The organism is Micromonospora globbae (assembly GCF_036184225.1).
Classification (GTDB): Bacteria; Actinomycetota; Actinomycetes; order Mycobacteriales; family Micromonosporaceae; genus Micromonospora; species Micromonospora globbae.
Window position 1 is genome coordinate 2,104,834 of sequence record NZ_CP108084.1, and the last position, 24,052, is coordinate 2,128,885.

The window sequence follows — 24,052 nt, forward strand, 5'->3', positions numbered from 1 at the left end:
CGCCGTCATCCGGTCGCGGCCCGACCGACGAGCCGGAGCGACTCGCACCGGCCCGGGCCGAGCCTAGAGGAGAAGAGGCTCCGCCGACGCCCGCCGCGCCCGCGTCGCCCGGTGCCCGCGCCGTGGTCCCCGTCCCGCCCGGCGGAGGGCCATCGGGACACCTCGTCCAATGTGGGACAAATATCGGTCTCCGTCGCTACCGAGAGTCCGCGCTCAATTTCCTACCGACCCGTAGGGTAACTGCGCCGACCATCCTCGAAAAATGTTCGGCAAATTGGCCTGAGGCGGCCGCTCATCCGACTCATTCAGGATTCATTTCACGCGTGTGACGAACTCCTCCCGTCACATGTCCGACGAAACGTGTTGCCGCCCTCGGGATCGGCGTCCGGAGGTCACGGCGAGCCGGACGGAAGCCGGAACGGCGTGCTTTTCCGCAGGTTTCCGGCGGCTGCAGCGGTGACATGATCTGGTCACCCGTCCGGAACACGACGGCGCTCAAGTCGGTCAAGTCACCATGAAAGTGCCAGGAATCCACTGGACGCCGAAGCCCGAAACATTTATATCTGCCTACGTGCAAATATTGTTGACCGAACCGAGATCAAGCCCGACTAAGGTCAGCCGCCAGATTGATCCGCGTCACAGCAAAACCATCCCGGTATCAGTGGGGAACCGGAAGAGGTGGGGAATGAGGGGGATCCCGGTCGCATCCATGGTCATCGGCATCGCGTCCTCGCCGGCCGCGCGCCGGCAGCTCGCCCAACTGCTCGGAGGGACGGAGGCGTTCCTCATCGTCTCGAGCGTCGAACAGGCGCGCGAGATCCTCGGTGTGGTGCCGTCACCGGCCGCCGTGGCGGCGACCACGGAACCGACGGCTCACGCCGTCACCGTCGGCGCCGCACGGGCCGTGACCGGCAGCGCCGAACACACCGTCACGATCGGCGCCGAACGCGCCGTGACCGCCGGCGCCGCACGCGCCCTGACCGGCAGTGCCGAACGCGCCGCGACCGCCGGCGGGCGGGCCGGCGCGGCGCCGGCCGACCCGCCCGCCCTGATCGTCGACTCGGACCGTCGCGTGGTGCGCTGGCTCGACCGCGAGATCCGACTGACCCGCCTGGAGCACGACCTTCTCCTGTGCCTCGTGGGCGCGCCCGGTCGGGTGTGGACCTACGAGCGGCTGCACCTGAAGGTCTGGGGCAACAAGCACCTCGGGCGCGGCTCCGACATCCACTCGGTGGTGCGCCGGGTGCGACGCAAGCTCGCCACGTTGGACGCCTCGGCGACCATCGACGCGGTACGCGGGGTCGGCTTCCGCCTCGCGTCGGTCTGACCCCGCGGGCGGCGGTGCGGCCGGCCGCACCGCCGCCCGCGGCGCCCGGGAAGCCGCCCCGGACGCGGTTCGGCCCGCCTGGTGCGACCAGGCGGGCCGAACTGCGTGCCTCAGCGCTCAGGCGTCAGCACTTGATGGGGGACAACGCGAAGTCCTCCACCGTGGGCGTGGTGGTGTTGATCCTCGTCTGACGGGTCTGGGGCTTCCAGCCGTCCTTGGCGACGATCATGGTCAGCGGGTTGTTCCGCCGGTCCAACCAGTAGGCGTACTTACCCTGCTCGTCCGTCGAGAGGGTGAGCGAGCTCGCCCACGAGTCGACCTGGACGATCGCGCCGGACAGCGGGGCGCTGCCCTGGCAACCGTTCCCGGTGACCGTACCCATCAGCTTGCCCCAGGTCTTCGGAGCCACCGCGTTCATCGTCACGGCGACCGGAGCCACCGTGTACGGGGTGTTCTCCTTGATGGTGACCTGGCCGCTGTAGGCGCCCGGCTGGTCGACGTTCGCCGTCATCCCGACGGTGACCGTGACCTTCTCACCCGGCGCCAGCGTGACCGCGGACTTGTCGATCGTCATCCAGCTGACGTCGCCCGCCTCCGCGGCGCACTGCTCGAAGCCGGGCAGCACCTCGCTGTCCCGCGTCGAGGTGAAGCCACCCGACGAGCCGCCGACCTTGTAGAAGCCGCACGCCGCACCACCGCGGTACCGCGGGGCGTTGGCGTTCGGCAGGGTCGACCAGGACTCGGTGCTCGGGTCGTACGCGAAACCGGCGTTGGTGACGGCACCGGCCTGCACACCACCGACGACCAGCAGCTTGCCGTTCGCGACGGCGAAGGAGCTGGCCCAGGCGTCGACCGGCGCGTCCGCGATCGGGCTCCAGGTGTTGGCGCCCGGGTCGAAGACGTAGCTGGCCTTGTGCGCGCTGGCGCCGTCGTTGCCGCCGCTGCAGTAGACCTTGCCGTCGATCCCGCCGCAGGAGGCGAAGGCCACCGACTTCGGGTACTCGGGCAGCGTCTCCCAGCTGTCGCTGCCCGGGTCGTACCGGACGACGCTGCTGGACATCGGCGTGCAGGCCGAGGTGGTGCAGCCACCGACGGCGTAGAGCTTGCCGTCGACGACCGCCTGGCCGGCCGCGGAACGCGGCGCGGGGTTGTCGGCCACCTTGGTCCAGGTGTTGGCGCCGGGGTCGTACGACCAGGTGGTGCCGGACGGGCCGGAGGCCGCCCAGCCGCCGGTCGCGATGATCTTCCCGTCGACGACGCCCACCGTCAGCGCGTTGCGCGCCTCGGGCAGGTCGGCGATCGACGACCAGGTCTGGGCGATCGGGTCGTAGACGTAGTTCTTCGTCGTCGACGCGCTCCCGTCACCACCACCGATCGAGTAGACCTTGCCGTCGAGGTTCACCACCCGGTTGTCCATGATGTTGGCCGGGTAGGCGGGAAGGTTCGTCCACGGGTCGGCCTGCGGGCCGGCCTGGGCCGCCACCGCCGTCGAGGCCTTGTCGGAGGCCTTGGCGGAGAACGACGTGGCCACCTTGAGCCGCTGCTCCGGCGCGCCCTCGGACCCGAGCACCTGCTGCTGGCTCACGCGGGAGCCGTCGGCCCGCAGGAGTTCGAAGCCGGCGTCGCGCTCACCGAACTCGACCTCGACCGGCGCCCCGCCGGTGTTGGTCACGGTGAACGTCTTGCTGGTCTTGCCCGTGGGCATCTGGACGTTGGCGCTCAGCGTGGCCGGGGTCACCGACAGCTGGCCGGCCTTGAGCTGGAAGCTCGCGTTGGTCGCCCAGTCGGCCTCGACCTCCACGTTCTTGCTCAGGCTGACGTAGTTGGCAGCCGTCGCGGTGAACTTGTGGGTGCCGGTCAACGAGGAGAACATCCAGTAGAAGCCGTCCTCGAGACCGGTGTCGTCCGGAGTCGCCACCGTGGTGGCCTTCTCCGTCGGCTTGTCGGCGCTGGTCACGGTCGCGCCGTTGACGTAGCCGCTCGTGTTCCGGTCACGCACGTGACCGAACACCAGGGCACCGTTGACCGGCTCGCAGGTGACCTCGCTGCCGATCAGCACGTCGTCGACCTGCCACCACCACTCCCACGAGGCGTCGTAGTAGTGGAACCGCACCCGCACCTGCGACTGGCCCGCCGCCTGCGGGACGGCCACCTCGGTCACCCGCGGACCCGCGATGTCCTGCTTCTGCCGCAGCACGTTGGTCCAGGTCTCGCCGCCGTCGACGCTCAGGTCGACGTCGGCGGTCTCCGGGCCGAGCCAGTTGAAGTCCTGGCGGAACCGGATCACCGGAGCGGCGACGTCGCTCAGGTCGACGACCGGGCTGACGAGGGAGGTGTCCTGCCGCCCGCCCGACCCGTAACGGTCGCTGTCGACGATGGCGAAGCCACCGTTGCCACCGGTGCGGTTGCCCCGGTTGGCGTCGTCGGTGAACTTCCAGACCTGGCCGGTGCCGGCGTGGTCCACCACCGACCAGCCGCTCGGCGACGTGGCGCCGTCGAACGTCTCGTACTCACCGTCGGAGCCGTAGACGTAGCCCGGCGCCGTGGTGCAGGAGTCGGACCGCACCGGAACGGCGATGTTGGCGGTGACGTTGCGCGAGGCGACGACCACCTCCTTCGTCACCGTCTCGTAGCCCGGGTAGACCGACTCGACCTTCAGGGTGTACGTCGCCCCGGCCGGCAGGTTCAGGCTGTAGCGGCCGTTGCCCGGGGTCGTGTAGTCCGACAGCCCGCCCGGGCCGTCGACCGTGACCTTGGCGTAGAGCGGCCACCCGTGTCCGGAGCCGTCGGTGACGGCGCCGCTCACGGTGACGCTCGGCACCGCGTCGAGAGCGACGTTGACCGTGGTGGTCGCGTTCGTGTTCACCGTCGCCGACACGGTCTTCTGCGCGTAGCCGAACGCCGACACGGCGACCTGGTAGTCACCGGCCGGAAGCAGGGACGAGAACTTCCCGTCCGCACCGGTGGTGAGCTCGCGGTCGGCCGGGCCGGTCACGGCGACGGTGGCACCCTGCAGCGGGGCGCCGCTGCCCGCGTCGGTGACGGTGCCGGCCAGGGTGCCGGTGTCGCCGATGGGGGCCGCGTTGAGCAGCGCGAGCGCGTCGAGCCGGCCCTCACCGAAGACGTTGTTGTCGTCGTCGGTGCCGCCGCACTGCGAGTCCGGGCTGTCGGTCGCCGTGTTGTCCAGCAGGGCGCGGGTGGCGTCGACGTCGCCGACCAGAGCCGGCGCCGCCGACCAGAGCAGCGCGATGGCGCCCGCGAGGTGCGGCGCGGCCATCGAGGTGCCGCTGATGCTGGCGTACGCGTTGCCCGGGATGCTCGACCGGACGTTCACGCCCGGCGCCGAGATGTTGGGCTTGATCTCGCCGTTCTGCCCGGGCCCACGGCTCGAGAAGCTGGCGATGTTGTTGTTGACGTCGTACGCGCCGGCGGAGTAGTTGCTGGCCAGGCTGCCCGGGGAGCCGCTGGTCGCGCAGCCCGGGCCGTTGTTGCCGTTGGAGAAGACGCCGAAGATGCCCGACGCCTTCCAGGCCAGGGTCACGTCCTCCATGAACGGGTCGTTGGACGGGACCCGCGTGCCCCACGAGTTGTTGATGATGTTCGGCCGCTTGCTGACGTCCGGGTTCTGGCCGTTCAGGTCGGTCGGCTCAAGCATCCACTGGCCGGAGGTGACCAGCGCCGCGTCGCTGGGGCAGCAGCCGTTCGCCGCGATCCACTTGACGCCCGGGGCGACGCCGATCTGGTTTGCGCCGCCGTCCGAGCCGGCCATGGTGCCCATGGTGTGGGTGCCGTGGCCGTCGCCGTCGCAGGGCGTGGCGCAGGTGCCGGCGGCGTTGAACCAGTTGTAGTTGTGGTCGAACGTGCCGTCGCCGTTGTTGCCACGGTAGGAGTTCACCAGGGCCGGGTGGTCGAACTGCACACCGGTGTCGATGTTGGCGATGGTGACGCCCTGCCCGTTGACGCCGTACTGGGACCAGACGTCGTCGGCGTTGATGTTCGCGATGCCCCACTCGAGGGCGTTCACGACCTTCTCGGTGTCGCCCTTGCTGGTCTTGGGCACCTCGTACGCGACCGGCGCGTAGAGGGCCTCCACCTCGGAGTGGGCGGCGATGTTCTGCGCCATGGACAGCGAGCCACCGCTGACCCGGATCGCGTTGGTGGCCCAGAAGGTCTGGTACTTCGTGCCCGAGCTGTTCAGCTCGGCGGCGACCTTGGCCTGGCTGTTGGCGGCGGTCTTCTTCAGGGCCGCCACGACGGCCGCGCCCCGCTCGTTCCAGTCCTTGATCTTGCTGGCCTGGCTGAGGTCCGCCCGGTCCTTGAACCGGATCCAGAAGTCGCTCTCGCTCTTGCCCTCGAGCTGCTTGGTGAGTTCCGGCCGGATCTTGTCCGCCGGGGAGGGCGCACCGGCGCCGAAGCCGCCGGACGCGGCCTGGGCGCCTGATCCCGTGGCCGCCAGCGCTGTGGCGACGAGGACCGCCGCCGCGCCGGCGCTCACCAGGGATCTGGCGGTGCGCCTCCAGTGTGGACGTCTGAACATTCCGTGCTGCCTCCTTCAGGACGACCCAGGGGGTGATGGGCCGTGGTGAAGGTGCGAGGGACCGCGCCGTCCGGCGGAACCGGTACGGACGAACCCACCGAGCCTCCCCACACCGCGCGGATCACGCCGGCTGCCCGGTTGGACACTATGATCGAGATGAATGGACGATCAAGGACGTGCGGTGAGCAAGTTGTCACTAACCGTTTGCCGACCCGGCACGACGCCTGACGAAAATTGTCACGACGGTCATCGATCTGGGCAAAGACTGCCCATCATCTCCGGACGGGCACCGTGACCGACGACGACGAGAACACGGCCCGGGACAGGCCCGGCGGCGAGCTGTATCCGCTGGTGATCGCGGTGACGCGGTCCCCGGCCGAGCGGCTCCGGCTCGCCGAGCGCCTCGACGGCGTCGCGCCGCTGCTACTGGTGGCCGACCTCGACGAGCTGCGCCGGCTGATCGGCGTTCCCGGCACCCTCCCCGGGCCGGCCCCGGCGACCGCCCCCGCGCCGGACACCAGCGACGACACGTTGACGATCGACTCGGTGCGGTCCACCGCCCGGTACGGGGACCGGGAGGTCTCCCTGACCCGGCTCGAACACGACCTGCTGACGTGCCTGACCACCGAACCCGTTCGCGTGTGGGCGTACGCCGAACTGCACCGCTCGGTGTGGCACGACGAGGGACTGGACAGCAGGGCCGACGTGCACTCCCTGGTCAAGCGGCTGCGCCGCAAGCTCGCCGACCTCGGCACCGGCATCACCATCGACGCCGTGCGCGGCGTCGGCTTCCGGTTGACCGACCACCGGCGGCCACGCGTCACCGGCGCCTGACGCTGCCCGAGATGGGCAGCGTCAGGCGCCGGCCGGGGTGCACGTCGTCAGGCGCGTAGCCCGGCCCACCCGTCGACGGGTCGTGGCGCCGGGAGGCCCGGGGCGTCTCCCGCCCGTGCCGCCAGGGCGTCGCCGGCCAGGACGACGGCACCCAGCAGCGCGGCGTCGTCGGCGAACGCGGAGAGCGACAGTTCCGGCGGGTACGGCAGCACCGCCCTGAGCCGCTCCCCCAACAGCTCGCGGATCAGCTCGCTGCCCGCCACGCCGCCGACCAGCACCACGCGTTGCGGGTCGACCAGCAGACAGCAGGTCACCAGGTGGCGCGCCAGTTCGTCCACACGAGCGGTCAACGCGTCCCGCGCGGCGCCGGGCCGCTCGGCGGCGGCGACCAGCCCGGGCGCGGCCCCCGGCACGCCCATCTCGTCGGCCAGCCGGTCCAGTGCCCGGCCCGAGAAGCCCAGCTCCAACATCTGGCCCGGCCACGGGCCGGTGACGGCGTAACCGATCTCGCCGGCCGCACCGCGGTGGCCGGCCAGGACCGAGCCGCCGACCGTGACGGCCGCCGCGACCCCGGTGCCGAGACCGAGGACGACACCCGGGTCGGCGTCGCGGAGCGCGCCGACCCGCAGCTCGGCGAGCGCGGCGGCGTTCAGGTCGTTCTCCACGGCCACCGCCCGCACGCCGAGCCGGCTCCGGACCGCGTCGGCCAACCGCAGCCGGTCCCAGCCCGGGACGTTGGGGGCGAGGTCGATGCCGTCGGGTCGGATCACGCCCGGCGACGCGATCCCGGCGGCGAGAAGCCGTCCGCCGTGCGTCTCCACCAGACCCGCGGCGAGGTCCAACGCACGGTCGAGGGCCTGGCGGGCACCGCGGTCGGCGAGTGTGGGCAGCCGTTCCTGGGCCAGCAGCCGGCCGTGCGCGTCGGCCACGCCGACCGCCATCTTGGTGCCGCCGAAGTCGACGCCGAGCAGCAGCCCCTCCGGGGCGCCCTCGGGCGGGGCGAGCCGGCCATCGAGGCGAGCGCTCACCGGTGGTACGTCCCTTCACTCGCCGCCGACGGACCGGGCGTGGCGGGACCGCGGCGGAACAGCGGCCGGTCCCGTTCCGTCCTCACGACCACCGGCTCGCCCCCTCCGAGGCCACCCGGTCCAGTTCCGCGTCGGCGCGGGCCAGCCGGTCCCGCAGGGCCGCCAGCCGCTGGGCGACGCCGTCGAAGGCGCCGCGCAGCACGGTGACCTGGGCCCGCACGGCGGACGCGCCCGGGCCGTCGGCCTGGGCGCGGTCGAGCACGAGTTCCGGCCGGACGGCGGCGGCGATCAGGTCGGCGACGGCGTCGTCGGACAGCGGGTCGGTGACCTCCCGCGCGGCATCCCGGACCGTCTCCGCGGTCCAGGTGCTCGGGTCACCGCCGCGCACGAGCCGGCCGACCACCGAGTGGGCGGCACGGAACGGCACCCCGTGGCGGGTCAGCGCGTCCGCGGCCGCGGTGGTCGTGGCCCCGGAGGCGACGATCTCCGCGCTCGACGGCGGTTCCAGCGGCTCGATCTCGGCGAGGAAGCCACCGAGCAGCGCGAAGAAGCGGTCGGTGCGGTCGTTGCTCTCCCAGAGCCGCACCTGCACGTCCGTGGTGGCGTTGTTGGAGTCCTCCCACCAAGCGGCCCCGACGTTGTTCAGCACCGACGCCGCGTCGGCCGCGGTGGCGCCGGCCATGGAGACCAGGTGCTCCAGCACCACCGGGTTGCACTTCTGCGGCATGATGCTGCTGCCCTGCGTGAAGTCGGCGGGGGTCGTGACCCAGCGCCAGCTCAGCCAGTCCATCAGGGTGCGCGCCAGACGTGCGCCGGTGGCCAGCGACCGCGCGTTGAGGGTGCCCACGGCCACGAGGTGGTCGGCCCCGGCCACCGCCTCGTACGAGTTGGTGACCAGGGCGCCGAAGCCGAGCAGCTCCGCCACCCGCGCCGGCGAGATGTCGAGGTCGGTGCCGGCGAAGGCGCACGAGCCCAGCGGCGAGGTGTTCAGCGTGTCGAGCAGGTCGGCGTAGGCGACGGCCTCGCCGGCCAGGGCCTCGGCGTACCCCGCGAGGGCGTGCCCGATGGTCGTGGGCTGGGCCGGTCGGCGGTGCGTGTAGCCGGTGATGACCACGTCGGCGTACCGGTCCGCCTGCTCCAGCGCGGTCGACCCCGCCGCGAGGACACGGTCGAGCACCCCGAGGAGCTGGTCACGCAGCACCATCCGGAACACACCGGCGTCGAGGTCGTTGCGGCTGCGGGCGAGCTGCACGTCGAGCTGCGAGGTGGGGATGCCGCACGCCTCGGCGAGCCGCTTCTCCACCAGGTAGTAGACGTCCTCGAAGCTGCCGTCGTACGCCGGCGGCGGGGTGGTGTCGGCCCTCAGGTCGGCCAGCCCGCGCAGCAGCCGGGCGCCCCGCTCGGCAGGGATGAGCCCCTGCTCGGTCAGCATCACCACGTGCGCCTGGCTGGCCCGCACCATGGCCGGGAAGAGGTACCCGACGTGGTGTTCGTAGGTCGGCCGCAGGTGGTGCCGCTGGTAGGTGGTCAGCGCAGGTGTGCTCATGACGGGTCTTCCGTTCCTTCCTGGCCCCGGTGCGGATCGAGGCGCCCGGTGATCAGCCGGTCAGTCGTGCAGGCCGAGCAGCCGCGCGGCGTTCCCGGCGAAGATCGCGCGTAGATGGTCGTCGGGCAGGCCCAGCTCCCGGCAGATTCGCAACTGGTCGTCGAGGTATCGGGTGACGTAGCCGCGCGGAAACCACGACGAGTCACTGCCGAAGACGATCCGGTGCGGGCCGATGGTCTCGTAGCAGCGGCGGAAGAGGTCCTCCAGTGTCAGCTTGTACGGCATCCAGCGCACCCACTGGTTGGAGCCGGAGGTGTCGACGTGGATGTTCGGGCAGCCCCAGGCGGCGAAGAGCAGGTCCTGCACGTGCTGGACGCCGAAGTGGGGCACCACGACGGCCAGTTCGGGGAACCGGCGCGCCATCCGGGCGAGTTCGTCGGGACCGCCGTACCGGCCGTGGGAGAGGCCACCGGCGCTGCCGTAGTGCCCGATGTGGATGAGCACCGGCACGCCGAGCCGCTGGGCCGTGCCCCACAGCGGGTCCAGTGCCTCGTCGTCGAGGGGCCCGCGCAGCAGCGGCGCGAAGAGTTTCAGCCCGCGCAGGCCGCGCTCGACCACCGCGCGTTCCAGCTCCGCGGCGGCACCGGGGCCGTACGGGTCGTGGTGGGCGAACCCGAGCAGCAGGTCCGGGTGGCGGTCCACCACGTCGGCGACGGCGTCGTTTCCGCCGCCGGTCACGAAGACGGCACGGCGGATCCCGTTCGCGCGCAGCTCCTCGGCCCACCGGTCGGCCTCGTCCTCCCAGCGCGGGGCGGGTGGCTCGGGGTCGGGGAAGCCCCACGCGCGCCGCCACTGGGCCGCGTACGGTGCGGCGCCGGCCGCGCGGACCGCCCGCTCGTGCTCGCCGCCGGGGTGCATCCCGGCCGCCTCCTCGCAGGCACGGACCGTCTCGTCGGCGCCGATGCGGAAGTGCAGGTGGAAGTCGACGACGTCCAGTCCGCGGTCGAGGGTCACGGCTCCTCCCTTCCGGCGGTCGCGGTGGGCCCGGCGGTCGCGGTCACCCCGGCGGTCGCGGTCGGCCCGGCGGGCGGGGCGGGCAGCGGGGCGTCGGTGGGCGGCGCGGGCGGCGGTGCGGCCACCCACGCGCGGAGGATCTCGCGCAGCCGGGCGCCGGCCAGTTCCCGGATCCGCCGGCCCGCCGTCTCGCTGGCCTGCGAGACGTGCCCCGACCAGCCCTGCCACGGGTCCGGCCGGGACTCGACCAGCACGTACGGGTGGGGCACCGGCAGCTTCGGCTTCGGCGGCAGGTCGGGTGCGACACCGGGACGGACCGATTCCGGCGCGAAGCCCAGCACCCCGGACGTCTCGTACGCCCCGCCGTGGCCGCGGGAGGGCAGCGGGCCGAACAGCTCCGCGGTCTCGTCCGGCGTGACGAGTTGGAACCAGTTGACCAGCAGCAGGCTGGCCGTGCGCTGCCCGGACACCCATTCCATCGCCGCGCGGACGGTGGACATGTTGGCGTCGTGCCCGTTGACGATCACGAGGCGTGCGAAGCCGGCCGCGACGATCCCCTCGATCACGTCGGCCAGGTAGCCGACCGCGATCTCCGGCCGGATCGCGACGGTGCCGGGCCAGGGACGGGTCTGTCCGGGGCAGGCGGCGTAGGGCACGGCGGGGAAGAGCACCCCGCGCGGCCCCGCCACCCCGTCGCCCGGCGTCACGCCGATGCCCGGACTCGCGGCGCCGTCCGGGGTTGCGGTGCCGTCCGGGGTCCCGCCGCCGGACGGCACCGCGTCGTGGTGGTCGCCGGGGGCGCTCTCGCCGGCGAAGCCCTCGGCCAGGATGAGGTCCGCGCCGAGCGGCAGGTGCGGACCGTGCCACTCGACCGCGCCGACGGGCAGCACGGCGAAGTCCGCCGCGCCGGCGACGGCCGCGAGGTCGCCGCCGGGCACCCGCGAGGCGGGGAGCAGCCCGCCGCGCGCGTGCCAGCGTGCGACCGGGTCGGTGCCGGCGGGTCCGGTCAGGCCGTCCACTGTGCCGCCTCCCGGGTCGACCGCCGGCCGCTCTCCAGCCGGCCGGAGACGACCATGACCACGAAGATCAGGATCACCTGGAGCATGCCGTACGCGGCGGCCGTGCCGATCTCGAACGAGTACATGCGATTGTTGATCTCCACGGAGATCGGCGCGGTCTCCGACGTGTAGATGAGCACCGAGGCGACGAACTCGCCGACGCCGTGCACGAAGGCGAGCAGCGCGCCGGCGAGCACACCCGGCAGCATCAACCGCAGGGTCACCGTGCCGAACGCCCGCCACCAGGACGCGCCCAGGTTGCGGGCCGCCTCCTCCAGGGACGGGTCGATCTGGGCCAGGGTCGCCGAACTGGACCGGAACACCAGCGGGAGGAACCGCACGAAGTACGCCAGCGGCATGATCCAGAAGGTGCCGATGAGGACCTGGCCGAGGCTGAACGCGTTGCCGGTGCTGAACGCGGAGATCAGGTTGATGGCCACGACCGTGCCGGGCAGCGCCCAGGCCAGCATGACCGCCACGTCGAGCAGTCCGCGGCCGCGGAAGTTCAGCCGGCGCACCGCGTACGCGACGAGCACGCCGAACACGACGCAGCCGACGGTCGCGATGAGGCTCATCTGCAGCGAGTTGAGGATCGGCTCGAAGGCGTCCGGGTCGGAGAAGATGGTGACGAAGTTCTTCGTCGTGTACGCCGCCGGCACCACCTCGGTCGTCCAGGAGCCGTCCTGGGAGAAGGCCACCAGGGCGATGGTCGCCACCGGGGCGAGCAGCACGGCGGTGGCCAGCAGCGAGGCGACGAGCGCCAACCAGCGTCCGAGCGGGTTGGTGACCTCCCGGCGGTGCGCCGCGACGCCCTTGGACTGGGACCGGTAGCTGCGCCGTCCCTCGTACCACCGCATGCCGAGCAGGAAGAGGATCGAGACGACGCCGAGCACCGAGGCGTAGGTGGACGCCATCGGCAGGTCACCGTTGGTGCGGTTGATGTAGATCTGCATGGTCATCGTCTGGTCCACGCCGAACAGCAGCGGGGCCGTGTACGACGCCAGCGAGGTCATGAAGACCAGCAGCGAGGCGGAGACGAGCGCCGGGGTGAGCATCGGCAGCAGCACGGTGCGCCAGACCCGGATCCGTCCGGCTCCGAGGTTGTAGGCCGCCTCCTCCACCGACGGGTCCATGCCGCCCAGCGCCGCCGAGGCGGAGAGGTAGAAGAACGGGTACATGGTGAAGGTGTGCACCACGAGCACCCCGGCGATGCCGCTGAACGGAAGCACCGGCTCGGCGGTGCCGAAGAGGTGCTGGAGCCCGCGTGGAAGGATGCCGGTCTCGCTGTAGAGAAGCTGGAACGAGATGGCGCCGATGAGCGGCGGCAGGGCGGCCGGGACCAGGATGATCGCCTCGATCAGCCGGCGGCCCGGGAACGAGAAGCGCTTGAGCAGGAAGGCCATGGCCACGCCGACGATCCCGCAGAGCACCACGCTCGCCGCGGAGATCACCAGCGAGGTGACCAGGGCGGACCGGGCGACGCCGTCGCCGGTGAGGAAGGTGCCGTAGTTCTCCCACCCGTCCACGCCGACGCTCTCGGCGAAGGTGGCGAACATGGGTTGCACCACGTACCCGAAGAGGACGAGCGCGAGCGGGAAGACCAGGACGTACGGGAACCAGCGCGACCCGGTGCCGCCGGCGAACCGGTCGGCGAGCCGCCGCCGCGGGGCGGGCGGCGTGGGGTCGGTGGTGGCCGGCGCGGTGGTGGCCGGGCCGGGCGTGGCGGGGATTGTGGTCACGGCCGCACCACCCACATGCGGTCCCGGACCAGGCGCAGCCCGACCTGGTCGCCCACCGCGACGCCGGCCGGGACGTCGATGGCGGCCACCTGCACCGGCTCGCCGGCCACGTCGACCACGAGGTTGGTGGCCATGCCGGTGAACTCGACGTCGGTGACCTGCCCGGGCAGCGCGTCGGGGTCGGTCGCCGAGGTGAGCCCGATGTGCTCCGGACGGACCGAGACCAGCGCGGTGCCGCCCTCCCGGAGACCGTGCCCGGCCGGGGCCGGCGCCGCGACCTCGGCCCCTCCCGGCAGGCGCACGGTGACCGTCTCCTCCGCGGCGGCCACGACGGGCAGGGACAGCACGTTGCTGCGGCCGATGAAGCGGGCCACGAAGCTGGTGGCCGGACGGTGGTAGATCTCCTGCGGGGCGCCGATCTGCTGCACCCGGCCGGCCTGCATGACGGCGATCCGGTCCGACATCGCCATCGCCTCGGCCTGGTCGTGCGTCACGTAGATGGAGGTGGTGCCCGCCTCCCGCTGGATGCGGCGGATCTCCAGCCGGGTCTCCTCGCGCAGCTTGGCGTCGAGGTTGGACAGCGGTTCGTCGAGCAGCAGCGTGCGCGGGCGGATCACCAGGGCCCGGGCCAGCGCGACCCGCTGCTGCTGGCCGCCGGACAGCTCGTCGATGCGCCGGTGGCCGTAGCCGGCCAGGTGCACCTGGCCGAGGGCCTCCTCGACCCGCCGCTTCGACTCGGCGCGGCCGACCTTGCGGATCTTGAGTCCGTACGCGACGTTCTGCGCGACGGTCATGTGCGGGAAGAGCGCGTAGTTCTGGAACACCATGCCGGTGTCGCGCTTGTTCGGCGGCCGGTGGGTGACGTCCTCGGCGCCGAACCGGATGCGCCCGGAGGTCGGGAAGTAGAACCCGGCGACCATGCGCAGCGTGGTGGTCTTGCCGCAGCCGCTCGGGCCGAGCAGGGTGAAGAACTCCCCGGCGGCGATGCTGATGTCGACCTGGTCGACGGCGGCCGCGTCACCGCCGCGGGCGAAGCGCTTGCTCACCGACTCCAGCGTGACATCGATCATGACGTCCTCTCCTTCGTGCGGCCCGGACGGGTGGGTCCGGTCGGGGACCGGGATCCGGGCGGGCGGGACGGTGTTGCGCACCCGGTTCAGGGGCCGGCGGTGGCGCCGGAGCGCTCAGGTGCGCTCCGGCGCCACCGTCGTCAGCCCTTGTTCTTGATCTGGCTGTTCCAGTGGTTGATCCACTCGGTCTCGTGCTTGCCGACCACGTCCCAGTCGACGTCCATCGGCTTGAGCTGGAGCTGGGCCAGCCACTCCGGCTTCTCGGCGATGTCGACGGCCGGGATCTGGAAGTAGTCCTTGGCCAGGTCGGCCCGGAGCTTGTCGTCGAAGAGGAACTCGAGGAACTTCTGCGCCCCCGTGGTGTTGCCGCCCTTCACCGCGGCCAGGCCGTCGATGAGCACCGGAGCGCCGGACGCCGGCATCACGTAGCCGAACGGCATGTTCGCCTGGTTGGCCTGCAGCAGGATGTCCTGGAGGTTCCAGGCGCTGACGACGCCCTGCTGGCGGGACATCTTCAGGTACAGGTCGGTGGGGTTGGCGGTGTACGAGCCGGTGTTGGCGTCGAGCTTGCGGAGCCACTCGTACCCGGGCTCGGGGTTGCTGCCGTCCGGCGACAGCCGCTGGATCATCGAGGCGTAGATGGACCGCATCGTGCCGGACGCCGCCACGTCCCGGATGATGATCTTGTCCTTCCACTCCGGCTTGATCAGGTCGTCCCAGTCCTTCGGCGCCTGCTCCGGGGTGAGGGCCTTGTTGTTGTACATGATCACCTCGGGCAGCAGGATCTCACCGAACCAGCGGCCCTCGGGGTCCTTGTACTTCGGGTCCATCTTGGCGGCGAACGCCGGCTGGATGGGGGCGAGCAGGTCCTCGGTGGCCGCGGCCGCGAGCCCCTGCTGGGTGCCGCCCCACCAGACGTCCGCCTGCGGGTTCGCCTTCTCGGCCCGGACGCGCTCCAGGATCTCCTGGGCGCCCAGGTTGAGGATCTCCACCTTGCCCTTGTACTCGGGGTACTTGGCGGTGAACTGGTCGACCACGTACGTGGCGACCTTCTTGTCGCGTGCCGTGTAGATGGTCAGCTTCTCGGCGCTCGCGCTGCCGCCCGCGTCGTCACCGCCACCGCCGCACGCGGTACCGGCGGCCAGGACGGCGGCGAGCGCACCGGCGAAGAGAAGACGGCGTTTCATGGGTACCTCCGAGGGGGATAGGGGGAGCTCTGGATCAGAGGATGATCGGTCAGGGAGTGGGCAGGCCGGCGGCGGCAGCGGCGGAGAGCGCGTAGCTCACCGCGCCGTGCAGCACCGCCCGGTCGCCGAGCACCGCGCGACGGACCTCCGTGTGACTCGGCGCGGCCGCGGTGACCAGGGTCTGGAGCCGGGCGACGGCCGCGTCGTCGAGCTGGGCGGCGGCCCCGCTGAGCAGCACCCGCCCGGGGTCGATGACGCAGACGCAGGAGACGATGAGGCGCGCCCAGGCGGTCAGCAGCTCGTCCAGGTACGCGGCGGCCCGCTCGTCCGTGGCCGCCAGCTCGACGAGGGCGGCCACCGGGGAGTCCGGGCGGCGACCCGGTGCGAGCGCCACCATCCGCTCGGCGACGGCGTTCTCCGACCAGCGGGCCTCGAACGGGCCGATCCCGTCGTGCCCGCGGTCGGCCGGGTCGAGGGGCAGGAAACCGACCTCGCCGGCGGCTCCGCCCGCGCCGCGACGGACCTGGCCGTCGAGCACCAGGCCGGCGCCGATGCCGTCGGCCACGTGCAGGAGCAGCAGGTCCGCCACGTCGCTGCCCGCGCCGGCCGCGTGCTCGCCGGCCGCCATCAGGTTCACGTCGTTGTCCACCACCACCGGCACCCCGAGCCGCTGCTGCACCGACTCCCCCACCGGGCGCGCCTCCACGAGGCCGACCGACGGGGCGAGGCGGACGGCCCCTCCGGAGGAGACGCCGGGCGCCGCGATGGCGACCCCGCGCAGGGCGGACAGCCCGTCCCCGGCCAGCTCGGGCACGAAGCGGCAGATGGTGTCGACGATGTCGCCGGTGAGCCGGACCGTGCGGTGGGCGATGACCGCGCCGTCGCTGTCGGCGATCTCGCAGCTGATCCTCGACGGCTCCAGCGAGACCGCGGCGACCAGTTCGGCCCGCGGGTTGAACTCGAGCATGGCCCGGGGACGCCCGGTGCGGGACGTGCCGGGCCCGCGCTCGATGAGGTACCCCTCGGCGATGAGTTCGCGCACGAGCGGGGTGAGCGTGGCGGGGCTCAGGCCGGTGAGCTCGGTCAGCTCGGCGCGGGAGAGCATCCGCACCTGGCGGGCCGTCGAGATCACGGACAGGCGCTTGATCTCCTTGGACCGCTCCCGGCTCACCGGGCTCGTCGGTGGCGTCACCACGTCAGTCACACTTCCTTCCTACGGCGAACGAATTATTGAGTCAAGTAACGAAAGGGTCTCGGCGCCCTCTCGGGGCAGCGCGAACAGGGGCGAAAGCGGCGGATCGGAGATCCTGGGCCAGTGGGGGCCTTGCGGGCAGGGGCGGGTTCTTTTTTATTGCAAATGAAGAAAGTGGTTGGCGAGCCATTGACGGATGGTTGCGGTCATCCCTAGCGTCACCCGGCGAAGGCCTTCCAGCGGACACGGACGCTCCAGTGTGTACGGACGTCCGCGCCGCTGACGTACCACGGTGACGTGGCGCCAGCCGGCGCCCGCCGTCCCGTCAACCCGACAGTCCGTCCGACCCCGACCCGCGTCGGCGCCGACACGTGCCCGACGTCGCTGGTCGCTGCCCGGACATCGCGGTTTCCGAAGGGATCTGCATGCGACTCAAGGCGTTCCTGCTACCCACGGCGCTCGCCCTGGCCCTCGCCGGGACACCCGCCACCGCACTCGCCGCCCCCGCCGGCGGCGCACACGCCGGGACCGGCACCGTCGACCTCGACGTGCTCTTCGTCAGCGCCCACCCCGACGACGAGGCCGGCAGCCTGGCCACCCTCGGCCAGTGGAAGGAGAACTACGGCGTCCGCGCCGGGGTCGTCACCATCACCCGCGGCGAGGGCGGCGGCAACGCCGTCGGGCTCGAGGAGGGCCCGCCGCTCGGCATCATCCGCGAGCGCGAGGAGCGCACCGCGATCGGCCACGCCGGGGTGGAGAACCTGTACAACCTGGACCGGGTCGACTTCTGGTACACGGCGTCGGCGCCGCTGTCCGAGCGGATCTGGGGCCACGACGACACGCTCGCCAAGATCGTCCGGGTCATCCGGCAGACGCGCCCGGAAATCATCATGACGATGAACCCGTCCCCGACCCCGGGCAACCACGGCAACCACCAGCAGGCCGCCCGGTTCGCCGCGGAGGCGTTCCACGCCGCCGCGGACCCCACCGCCTTCCCCGAGCAGCTCACCCGGGAGGGGCTCAAGCCCTTCCGGCCCGCCACGTTCCTGCGCACCGGCGGCACGGGTACGTCGTCCGCCGGGCCCGCGTGCGCGTCGAGCTTCACCCCGACCGTCCCGACCGACCAGGTCTTCGGCGTCTGGGAGGGCACCCGCAGCGCCAACGGCAGGACCTGGGCGGAGATCGAGGTCGACGCCCGCCGGGAGTACGTCACGCAGGGCTGGGCCGGCACCGCCGCCGCGCCCACCGACCCGGCCGCCATCCGCTGCGACTTCTACACGCTCGTGGACAGCCGGGTCCCCTACGACCCGGCCGACACCTCCCCGGCGGCGATCCTGCGCGGCTCGGTGCTGCCGCCGGCCCCGGGTGGGCTGCCCCGCGGCACCGAGCTGTACCTGACCACCGACCGGTTCGACCTCACCCCCGGCCAGACCGTGACCGTGACGGCGCACGTACGCGCGCCGCGCGACCGGGCGCTCTCCCGGCCGGCCGTGTCCCTGCGGCTGCCGTCGGGCTGGACCGCCACCGGTTCCGGCGCGTTCAAGGGCGCCATCGCGGCGGGGAAGGAACGCACCGCCACCTTCACGGTGACCGTTCCCGCCAACGCGGCGAACCAGCAGCACCTGATCGGGGCGACCCTGACCACCGGCCAGGGCGCGGGCCGTACCGACCGGGCGGTCCGGGTGGTCGCCGACGTGCGCGGCACGCTGGAACCGCTGCCGGAGGTGGGGGTGTTCCGCGACTGGGCCCGCGACAACGGGTACCCGCAGCTGGACACCCTGATCAAGCCGGTGCTCACCCTCGGCTCCGGTGGCAGCCGGTCCGTCCGGGTCGACCTGCGCAACCACGGCGACGCCACGGAGAGCGGAACGGTCACCCTCGGCCTGCCGGCCGGCTTCACCGCCGACGCGGCCACCAAGAGCTACGCGAACCTGGCCCCCGGGGCCGCCGGCTCGGTCACCTTCACGGTGACCAACAGTGACGCCACCCTGCCGACCGCCAACGAGGGCGGGTCGGACGGCGACTACGGCATCACCATCACCACCACCAGCAGCTCCGGCACCACCGTGGAGAGCGGCGCCCTGGAGATCGTGCCCACCAGCGAGGTGCCGCACGCCGGTCCGGGCCACGCCGTCGACGGTGTGGCGAGCCCGGGCGAGTACCCCGGCGAGGAGCTGGACCTCTCCCGGATCTGGGAGGGGCAGGCGACGACCCCGCAGGACGCCTCCGCCACCGGCCGCGTCGCCTGGACCGAGGACGCGCTGAAGGTCTTCGTGCGGGTCACCGACGACGTGCTCGGCACGAAGGTGGTGCCGCAGGACTGCAAGCGGCAGCGCCGTACCGACAGTGTGGAGATCATCGTCGACCCGAAGGGGAACTCGACGGACACCTCCACGGTGTTCAAGGCCGGCATCTTCCCGGTCACCGACGACCCCGCCAACGGTGACCCGCCGTGCTGGCAGCGGGACGCCGACAACCGGCAGGGACCGGCCGACGTCACGGCTCCGGGCATGACCGTGGTCAGCAAGGTCAGCTCGCCGTACACCGGCTACACGATCGAGGCGAGCATCCCGTTCTCGGTGCTGCCCGACGCGGTGGACCCGCAGCGGATGGGCTTCAACGTGCTCATCTACGACTCGGACACCCAGGACCTCACCTCGCAGTCCCGGCTGGGCTGGTCCACGTTCACCGGCGTGCGGGCCGATCCCTACCGGTACGGCCTGGTGACCCTGCCCGGCTACACCCCGGCCGACCGGGAGCCGAGCGCTCCGGTCTTCCCGGACACCGCCGCGCGGAGCGTGCACAGCCCGCAGACCATCGCGCAGTCGGCGGTGGACGGCGTGGCCCCGGCCGCGGTGCCCCGGCTGCCCGAGCGGGCGCTCCGGCTGACCGGCCAGACGCGGGTCGCCGGCGGCGTGAAGGTGACGGTGCGCGCCGACCGTTCCGGGACGGTCCACCTGTACGCCTGGGACGGTGAGCGCGCAGTCGGCGACCGCTCGGTGGACCTGCGGTCCGGCCGCCCGGTGACCGTCGTGGTCCCGGTCGCCGACGGACGGCCCACCAGCCTCCTGGCCGCGTTCGAGGCGGGCGGGTCCGCCCTCGCCACGCAGGCCCGGCTGCGCTGACACGCCCCGGAGGGGCCCGCCCCGGACCGGGGCGGGCCCCTCCGGCCCGTCAGATCAGGCCCGCTCGGGCCCACAGCAGGCGGCCGGGACCGGCCACCAGCCCGAGGTCGGCCAGCGTCTCGTGCACCCGGCTCGCCGACCAGCGCAGGGTGGCCCGCCAGTGCGGGTTGGCGCGGGCGGCGGCACGCCCCACGGCGGGCGGCACGCCCACGGCGGCGTACGCGTCGGGGTGGACCAACCGGCCCGCGATGGCGTACGCCGCGCGGCCGATCAGCAGCCGCGCGTACGCGGTGGCCACCGGGCCGGCCGCCCGGGCCTGGCGGGCCAGTTCCTCGCGGGCGAACCGCACGTGCCGCGCCTCCTCGACGACGTGGATCCGCGACACCATCCGGATGAGCGGCTGCAACGACTCGTCCGCCATGATCTCGCGCTGGAACGCGTCGAGGATCTCCTCGGCGATGAGGATGGCCGCGTACATCTGCGCGCCGGTCGCGGTGGTCTTGAGGAAGCGTCCGAGCGCGTGGTCCCACCGGCTCGCCCGGTAGACCGGGCAGCCCATGGCCTCGATGAGCCGACCGAACATGATGGAGTGCCGGCACTCGTCGGCCACCTCGGTCAGCGCGTACTGGGCGTGCCGGCTCGTGGGGTCGGCGTCGTAGTACTGCCGGATCAGCATCTGCATGAGGATCGTCTCGAACCAGACCCCGGCGCTCGCCGCGCTCGCCACCTCGTGCCGGGTCAGCTCGACCCGCTGCTCCTCGCTCATGCGCTGCCACAGCGTTGTGCCGTAGAGGCTGCTGCGGTGCGGCGGCAGCCAGTAGGCGCCCGGCACGGGCGGCGCCTCCCAGTCGATCTCGACGCTCGGGTCGTAGCTCGTCCACAGCGAGGAGGCGAGCAGCCGTTCGGCCGTCGCCTCGCGGTCGCGCCCGGTCGGTGTCGCCGCCATGACGCCTCCATATTGACGTGACGCCCGGTAACTGTTACGAGTGGTAGCATGCAATCGCCTCTCACGGATGTCAATGGATCCGACCCGCCGGACGGCACGCGGTCGACCGCGGCCGACGGCCGCCGGGAGCGCTGGGCGGGCCATCGCGAGCAGCGGCGGCAGCACCTGCTCGGCGCCGCCGTGCAGGCGTTGCTGCGGCACGGGCCCGAGGTCGACATGGACGAGGTCGCCGCGACCGCCGGCGTCAGCAAGCCGGTCCTCTACCGCTACTTCGCCGACAAGTCCGACCTGTGGCTTGCCGTCAGCGAGCTGGTCGCCGCCCGGGTCATCGACGCCATCGCCCCGGCGATCGAGCGGGTCCGCGAGGAGCGCGACCTCGTCGAGGCGACGATCGACGCCTACCTCGGGGTGATCGAGTCGGAGCCGGCGCTGTACCGGTTCCTCATGCAGTCCGGTCACGCGGGCATCCACCAGGTCATCGCCGGCACCGGTCGGCAGGTGGCCGCCGGCCTGGCCCGGGTCATCGGCGACCGGCTCCGCGCGCTGGGCCTCGACGCCGGGCCCGCCGAGCCGTGGGCGTACGGCCTGGTGGGTTTCGTGCAGGCGGTCGGCGACTGGTGGACCGAGCACGGCCAGCCGATCCGCCGCGCCGCCCTCACCGAGTACCTCACCACGCTGCTGTGGAGCGGGATCGAAGGGGTCCGGCGCAGCGCCGACCTGCCCCGCGAGCTGACCCGCGCGCACGAGCGGATCACCCCATGAGCGAGCGCCAGCGAGCGAGTCACCGCGCAATGGAGTCTCACGACGGCTACCGCGGCGCGGGGTACGTCGGCGACACCCCGGTCCGCGTGCACCTGAGCGGGCGGTGGGAGCCGGTCGACGGCCGGTACCACTGGGGCGGGCGCATCGAGCCGGACCCGCGGGTGGCCCGGCTGCTCCGCGCCGGCCACCGGCAGGTCGCGCTGCGCATCGCCGACCGGGTGAGCCCGGCCCGGTTGGCGGAGGTGGACCCGTGGGGCGGCGTACGGATAACCGGCGTGGGCGGGCCGCCCTGGCCGCCGGAGGACGAGCCCGCCGCCACAACCGGGGCCCGGGAGGTGTGATGGACGTCGACATCGCCATCATCGGCGCCGGCTTCGGCGGCCTCGGCGCGGCCATCCGGTTGCAGCAGGCCGGCTTCACCGACTACCTCGTCTTGGACCGGGGCGACGACGTCGGCGGCACGTGGCGGGACAACAGCTACCCCGGCTGCGCCTGCGACGTCCCCTCGCACCTCTACTCGTTCTCCTTCGCGCCCAATCCCGGCTGGTCGCACACGTTCTCCGGGCAGCAGGAGATCTGGGACTACCTGCGCGGCTGTGTCGACCGCTTCGGCGTCCGGCCGCGGCTGCGGCTGCGCCACGAGGTGCGGGAGGCCAGTTGGGACGAGCAGGCACGGCGGTGGCGGCTGCGGACCTCCGGCGGCGAGCACCGCGCCCGCGTACTCGTCTGCGCGACCGGGCCGCTGAGCGAACCGGCCGTGCCGGCGATCCCGGGGCTCGGCGAGTTCGCCGGCACGGTCTTCCACTCCGCCCGCTGGCGCCACGACCACGACCTCACCGGCCGCCGGGTCGCCGTGGTCGGCACCGGCGCGTCGGCGGTCCAGTTCGTACCGCGGATCCAGCCGATGGTGGAGCGGTTGACGCTGTTCCAGCGCACCCCCGCCTGGATCATGCCGCGGCGTTCCCGCCGGATCAGCCGGCTCGAACAGGCCGCGTTCCGTGCCGTGCCCGGCGCGCAGCGGGCCGTCCGGGCCGGGCTGTACGTCGCCCGCGAGGCGCTGGCCGTGGGCTTCCTGCATCCCGCCGTCAACCGCCTGGCCTCGCGGATGTCGCTGCGGACGCTGCGCCGGCAGGTGGCCGACGCGCGACTGCGGGACAAGCTCACGCCGCGCTACGCGATGGGCTGCAAGCGGGTGCTCATCTCCAACGACTACTGGCCCGCGCTGGCCCGGCCGAACGTCGAGGTGGTCACCGCGCCCATCGCCCGGATCGTGCCCGACGGGGTGGTGACCGCCGACGGCACCCGTCACGACGCGGACACGCTCATCCTCGGCACCGGCTTCCACGTCACCGACTCCCCCGTCGTGTGGCGCGTCCGGGGTCGCGACGGGCGCAGCCTCGGGGAGGCGTGGACGCCCAGCATGCAGGCGTACCAGGGCACGATGGTGGCCGGCTTCCCCAACCTGTTCTTCCTGCTCGGGCCGAACACCGGGCTCGGGCACACGTCGGTGGTGCTGATGATCGAGGCGCAGCTGCGGCTGGTGGTCGCCGCCCTGCGGCACCTGCGGGCCACCGGCGCGGACGCCATCGAGCCGACCGCGGAGGCCCAGCGACGCTGGACGGAGCGGGTCCACCGGAGGATGGCCGGCACGGTGTGGCAGACCGGCTGTTCGAGCTGGTACCTGGACGCCACCGGCCGCAACACCACCATCTGGCCCGGTTACGCCACGGGGTTCGCGCTGCGGCTGCGCCGCTTCCGCCCGGCCGACCACCGGGTGGTGGCCGGGAGCCGGCCGGGCGAACCGGAACGGGAGCACGCCGATGCGGTATGACCTGACCGGCCGCACCCTCCTCGTCACGGGTGCGGCGCGCGGCATCGGGGCACAGCTGGCCCGCGCGGCGGCCGCCCGCGGCGCCCGCGTGGCCCTCGTCGGGCTCGAACCCGAGCGGCTGCGGCGGCTCGGCGCCCAACTCGACGCGCACTGGCACGAGTGCGACGTCACCGACCAGGCCGCCCTCGACGCGGCCGTCGCCTCCACGGTGGACCGCTTCGGCGGGATCGACGTCGTCGTGGCGAACGCCGGCATCGCCAACCTCGGCACCGTCGCGACCGGACCGGTGGACGCGTTGATCCGCACCGTCGAGGTGAACCTGGGCGGCGTGATCCGCACCGTCAGCGCCGCCCTGCCGCACGTGACCGAGGCGCGCGGGCACGTGCTGATCGTCTCGTCCGCCGCGGCGTTCACGGCCATGCCCGGCATGGCCGCGTACTGCGCCTCGAAGGCCGGCGTCGAACAGTTCGCCAACGTGCTGCGCATGGAGGTCCGCCACCGCGGCGTCACCGTCGGCACCGCGCATCCCATCTGGATCGACACCGACCTGGTCCGCGACATCCACGATGACCTGGCGTCGTTCCGCGGCGCCCTGCGCCGGTTGCCGTGGCCGCTGTCCACCGTCGTCCCCGTCGACCGGTGCGTCGCCGCCCTGCTGCGCGGCATCGAGCGGCGCAGCCGCAAGGTCTACGTGCCCCGGTCCCTCGCCGTGGTGCAGGCGCTGCGACCGGTCGTGCTCAGTGGGTTCACCGACGCGCTGGTCGCCCGGTTCGGGGGCGCCGACCTGGTCGGGCAGATGGAGGAGGAGGTACGCCGGCTCGGGCGCTCCTTCGGCAGGAGTTCGGTGGGAGGGTGA

Annotated in this window: 17 protein-coding genes; 7 read left to right on the top strand and 10 right to left on the bottom strand. The window is 72.7% G+C overall.

The annotated features are described in order from the left end of the window. Positions 1 to 685 precede the first annotated feature (685 nt). Entirely contained in the window at positions 686 to 1,327 is a 642-nt protein-coding gene (locus OG994_RS09405) for a winged helix-turn-helix domain-containing protein (RefSeq protein ID WP_328852859.1), read from the top strand. A gap of 124 nt (positions 1,328 to 1,451) precedes the next feature. On the opposite strand, the gene OG994_RS09410 is transcribed toward OG994_RS09405, so the two are convergent. Beyond that, the gene (locus tag OG994_RS09410) at positions 1,452 to 5,864 is read right to left on the bottom strand and encodes a S8 family serine peptidase (RefSeq protein ID WP_328852860.1); all 4,413 of its coding nucleotides are present in this window, start codon (positions 5,862 to 5,864) and stop codon (positions 1,452 to 1,454) included. A 291-nt stretch (positions 5,865 to 6,155) separates the two neighbouring features. Between OG994_RS09410 and OG994_RS09415 the strand changes: the two genes are divergently transcribed. Continuing rightward, the gene (locus tag OG994_RS09415; protein WP_328852861.1) at positions 6,156 to 6,698 is read left to right on the top strand and encodes a winged helix-turn-helix domain-containing protein; all 543 of its coding nucleotides are present in this window, start codon (positions 6,156 to 6,158) and stop codon (positions 6,696 to 6,698) included. 47 nt (positions 6,699 to 6,745) lie between these two features. Here the strand turns inward: OG994_RS09415 and OG994_RS09420 are convergent, their stop codons facing one another. The 8 genes from OG994_RS09420 to OG994_RS09455 form a co-directional block, all read right to left on the bottom strand. Then, the gene (locus OG994_RS09420; RefSeq protein ID WP_328852862.1) at positions 6,746 to 7,726 is read right to left on the bottom strand and encodes an ROK family protein; all 981 of its coding nucleotides are present in this window, start codon (positions 7,724 to 7,726) and stop codon (positions 6,746 to 6,748) included. Between the two features lie 82 nt (positions 7,727 to 7,808). Further along, a complete protein-coding gene (locus OG994_RS09425) occupies positions 7,809 to 9,272 on the bottom strand; it encodes an argininosuccinate lyase (RefSeq protein ID WP_328852863.1) in 1,464 nt (487 codons plus the stop codon). 60 nt (positions 9,273 to 9,332) lie between these two features. Beyond that, complete coding sequence (locus OG994_RS09430) at positions 9,333 to 10,286, bottom strand: amidohydrolase family protein (protein ID WP_204985194.1); 954 nt, start codon at positions 10,284 to 10,286, stop codon at positions 9,333 to 9,335. Next, entirely contained in the window at positions 10,283 to 11,305 is a 1,023-nt protein-coding gene (locus OG994_RS09435; RefSeq protein WP_328852864.1) for a creatininase family protein, read from the bottom strand. The genes OG994_RS09430 and OG994_RS09435 overlap by 4 nt, the downstream gene beginning before the upstream one ends. Further along, the gene (locus OG994_RS09440) at positions 11,293 to 13,083 is read right to left on the bottom strand and encodes an ABC transporter permease (protein ID WP_240032973.1); all 1,791 of its coding nucleotides are present in this window, start codon (positions 13,081 to 13,083) and stop codon (positions 11,293 to 11,295) included. Before OG994_RS09440 ends, OG994_RS09435 begins: the two co-directional genes overlap by 13 nt. Then, positions 13,080 to 14,153, bottom strand: a complete 1,074-nt coding sequence (locus OG994_RS09445) for an ABC transporter ATP-binding protein (protein ID WP_120329335.1) — start codon at positions 14,151 to 14,153, stop codon at positions 13,080 to 13,082. The genes OG994_RS09440 and OG994_RS09445 overlap by 4 nt, the downstream gene beginning before the upstream one ends. Before the next feature lie 140 nt (positions 14,154 to 14,293). After that, positions 14,294 to 15,340, bottom strand: coding sequence for an extracellular solute-binding protein (locus OG994_RS09450; RefSeq protein ID WP_120329189.1), 1,047 nt, complete (start codon positions 15,338 to 15,340; stop codon positions 14,294 to 14,296). 49 nt (positions 15,341 to 15,389) lie between these two features. Then, a complete protein-coding gene (locus OG994_RS09455) occupies positions 15,390 to 16,544 on the bottom strand; it encodes an ROK family protein (protein ID WP_120329190.1) in 1,155 nt (384 codons plus the stop codon). 413 nt (positions 16,545 to 16,957) lie between these two features. On the opposite strand from OG994_RS09455, the gene OG994_RS09460 reads away from it, so the two are divergent. Then, positions 16,958 to 19,657, top strand: coding sequence for a sugar-binding protein (locus OG994_RS09460; protein WP_328852865.1), 2,700 nt, complete (start codon positions 16,958 to 16,960; stop codon positions 19,655 to 19,657). A gap of 49 nt (positions 19,658 to 19,706) precedes the next feature. On the opposite strand, the gene OG994_RS09465 is transcribed toward OG994_RS09460, so the two are convergent. Then, a complete protein-coding gene (locus OG994_RS09465) occupies positions 19,707 to 20,603 on the bottom strand; it encodes an AurF N-oxygenase family protein (RefSeq protein WP_328852866.1) in 897 nt (298 codons plus the stop codon). A 48-nt stretch (positions 20,604 to 20,651) separates the two neighbouring features. Between OG994_RS09465 and OG994_RS09470 the strand changes: the two genes are divergently transcribed. The 4 genes from OG994_RS09470 to OG994_RS09485 are packed head-to-tail and all read left to right on the top strand — an operon-like array spanning position 20,652 to position 24,052. Further along, positions 20,652 to 21,365 carry a TetR/AcrR family transcriptional regulator gene (locus tag OG994_RS09470; protein ID WP_328852867.1) on the top strand — a complete coding sequence of 238 codons (714 nt, stop codon included), beginning with the start codon at positions 20,652 to 20,654 and terminating at the stop codon, positions 21,363 to 21,365. Positions 21,366 to 21,394: 29 nt separating this feature from the next. Further along, positions 21,395 to 21,706 (top strand): DUF4873 domain-containing protein, encoded by a 312-nt coding sequence (locus tag OG994_RS09475; protein WP_328852868.1) that lies wholly within the window; start codon positions 21,395 to 21,397, stop codon positions 21,704 to 21,706. Beyond that, positions 21,706 to 23,196 (top strand): flavin-containing monooxygenase, encoded by a 1,491-nt coding sequence (locus tag OG994_RS09480; RefSeq protein WP_328852869.1) that lies wholly within the window; start codon positions 21,706 to 21,708, stop codon positions 23,194 to 23,196. The genes OG994_RS09475 and OG994_RS09480 overlap by 1 nt, the downstream gene beginning before the upstream one ends. Beyond that, positions 23,186 to 24,052 carry an SDR family oxidoreductase gene (locus OG994_RS09485; protein ID WP_328852870.1) on the top strand — a complete coding sequence of 289 codons (867 nt, stop codon included), beginning with the start codon at positions 23,186 to 23,188 and terminating at the stop codon, positions 24,050 to 24,052. The genes OG994_RS09480 and OG994_RS09485 overlap by 11 nt, the downstream gene beginning before the upstream one ends.